Raw genomic sequence first — 2,546 nt, forward strand, 5'->3', positions numbered from 1 at the left:
TGATCCCGTACGGCGGGACCTTCCTGTGCTTCTCGGACTACTGCCGCCCGGCCATCCGTCTCGCGGCGATGATGGACATCCGCACGATCTTCGTCATGACCCATGACTCCATCGGGCTCGGCGAGGACGGGCCGACCCACCAGCCGGTTGAGCACCTATCGGCTCTCCGGGCCATCCCGCATTTGGCCGTCTACAGGCCTGGCGACGCGGTCGAGACCGCAGAATGCTGGGAGAACGTCCTGGACAACCCGCGGCGCGCGGCGCTGTTGGCGCTGTCTCGTCAACCGATGCCGCTGCTGCGGCGTGGGGCGGGCACGGAGAACAAGTCAGCCCGGGGCGCCTATGTCTTGCTGGAAGCAGATGGCGGCGCACGCAAGCTGACCCTTATGGCCACAGGCTCCGAACTGCATTTGGCCGTGCAGGCGCGTACCGTCTTGCAGGATGAAGGCGTGCCGACCGCTGTCGTATCCGTGCCATGCGCGCGGATCTTCGGCGAGCAAGACACCGCTTATCAACGGACCGTGCTCGGCGACGCTCTCGCGCGCGTGGCGGTCGAAGCAGCAGTGCGGATGAGCTGGGATCGATATCTCGGCTTCCATGGCCGCTTTGTCGGGATGGACGGGTTCGGCGAGTCTGGGAAGATTGCTGACGTTTACGACAAATTCGGCATCACGACTGCAGCGGTCGTACGGGCCGCCCATGACAGTCTGCAAGCAGCGGACGGTTACTCGATCCATGCTGGATAGGCGAAGTCCCACCCAAACTTAACAGTCGGAATTGGAATTCTCATGCCTAAGGCCGCCATTTTTGACGTGGATGGAACACTCGTCGATTCCGTCGACTTTCACGCCGGCGCTTGGCAGGAAGCGCTTGAACGCTTCGGCCATCATGTGACCTTCGAAGAGTGCCGCAGCCAGATTGGCAAAGGCGGTGATCAACTTGTTCCCGTGTTCCTCTCCGAAGCCGAACAGAGAGATCACGGCAAGGAAATGGAAGAATGGCGCAGCCAACTTTTCAAGTCGAAGTACCTGTCTCTCGTGCGGCCGTTCTCGGCGGTCCCGGAGTTGCTGCAGCGGGTGCGCGATGCTGGTCTGAAGGTGGCCATCGCGTCTTCCGCCAAAGCCAGCGAGCTCGAAGTCTACCTTGAGATTGCTCGCGCCCGGGACTTGATCGATGTCGCAACATCGTCCGAGGACGCAGAGCAGTCCAAGCCGGCTCCCGACATTTTCCAGGTCGCCTTGAAGAAATTGAGCATGGCGGGCCCAGAGACTGTCGCCATTGGAGACACGCCTTACGACGCGGCGGCGGCGGGCAAGGCTGGGATTTCCACGATCGGACTGCTTTGCGGCGGCTTCACTGAAGCCGAGCTGCGTAAGGGTGGCTGCGTTGCGGTCTACCCTGGCCCAGCGGCGCTGCTCGCCTGTTTTAGGGCGTCGCCGCTGGCATCCAACGAAACCACCTCATAGGAGTTACATCAGCATGGTCGACGCCTTGCACCATCTTGCCGACGCCGGTGTATCCATCTGGCTGGACGATCTCAGCCGCGTCCGCATCCAGTCGGGCGAGCTGGCCGGGCTAGTCGAGCATCGGGGTGTCGTAGGGATCACCACCAACCCAACCATCTTCGCCAAGGCGATCGGTGCCGGGTCCGGGTACGAGAAGCAGGTGCGCGACTTGGCGTTGCGCGGCACGGCGGTGAGCGAGGCGGTGCGGCTGCTGACCGCATGGGACGTTCGGGCCGCATGCGACGTGCTGCAGCCCGTTGCGGCCCGCCCGGGCGGACGCGACGGCCGCGTGTCGATCGAGGTCGATCCCCGTATCGCTCAGGATGCCGCGCGCACGGCAGCGGAGGCCCGCGGGCTGTGGTGGCTGGTGGACCGGCCCAATTTGTTCATCAAGATTCCTGCGACACTCGCCGGCTTGCCGGCAATCAGCGAGACCTTGGCTGCGGGCATATCCGTCAACGTCACCCTGATCTTCTCGGTCGAGCGCTATCGCGCCGTGATCGAGGCCTTCCTTGATGGGCTGGAACGTCGGTTGGCCCACGGCGGGTCGCTTGATGGACTGGAAAGCGTGGCGTCTTTTTTCGTCAGTCGGATCGACGTGGAAGTCGACCGGCGGCTCGATGCGATGGTGCGCGACGGCTTGGCCGAGGCAGCCCAGCTCCGGGGCAAGGCAGCGACCGCGAACGCACAGCTCGCCTACGAGGTTTATGAGGAAACTCTGAGATCCCCACGGTGGCAGGCCCTTCAAGAGCAGGGCGGGCAGATGCAGCGCCTGCTCTGGGCATCAACCGGCGTGAAGGACAAGGCTTACGACGACACGCGATATGTGGTGGACCTGGTGGCGCCGGATACCGTGAATACGATGCCGGCAGCGACGTTGGATGCCGTAGCGGACCATGGCCGCGTTCGGGGCAATGCCGTTCAGGGCACATACGATGCGGCACGCAGCGTGTTCCGTGACTTAGCGGCGATCGGGATCGACTTTGAAGATGTTGTAGACGACCTGGAGAAACAGGGATTGGCCTCTTTCGCGAAGAGCTG

Annotated in this window: 3 protein-coding genes; all 3 read left to right on the plus strand. The window is 63.2% G+C overall.

Features of this window, described 5'->3' with window-relative positions; genetic code table 11:
• The coding region (locus tag JOY90_RS01250) for a transketolase C-terminal domain-containing protein (protein WP_291689360.1) at window positions 1-746 on the plus strand (746 nt) is incomplete at its 5' end.
• 42 nt (window positions 747-788) lie between these two features.
• Window positions 789-1,466 carry an HAD family hydrolase gene (locus JOY90_RS01255; protein ID WP_291689361.1) on the plus strand — a complete coding sequence of 226 codons (678 nt, stop codon included), beginning with the start codon at window positions 789-791 and terminating at the stop codon, window positions 1,464-1,466.
• A 13-nt stretch (window positions 1,467-1,479) separates the two neighbouring features.
• Window positions 1,480-2,546: transaldolase (gene tal, locus JOY90_RS01260; RefSeq protein ID WP_291689362.1), on the plus strand; the 1,067-nt coding region annotated here is incomplete at its 3' end.

The sequence above is a fragment of the Bradyrhizobium sp. genome (assembly GCF_019242285.1).
Lineage (GTDB): Bacteria > Pseudomonadota > Alphaproteobacteria > Rhizobiales > Xanthobacteraceae > Bradyrhizobium.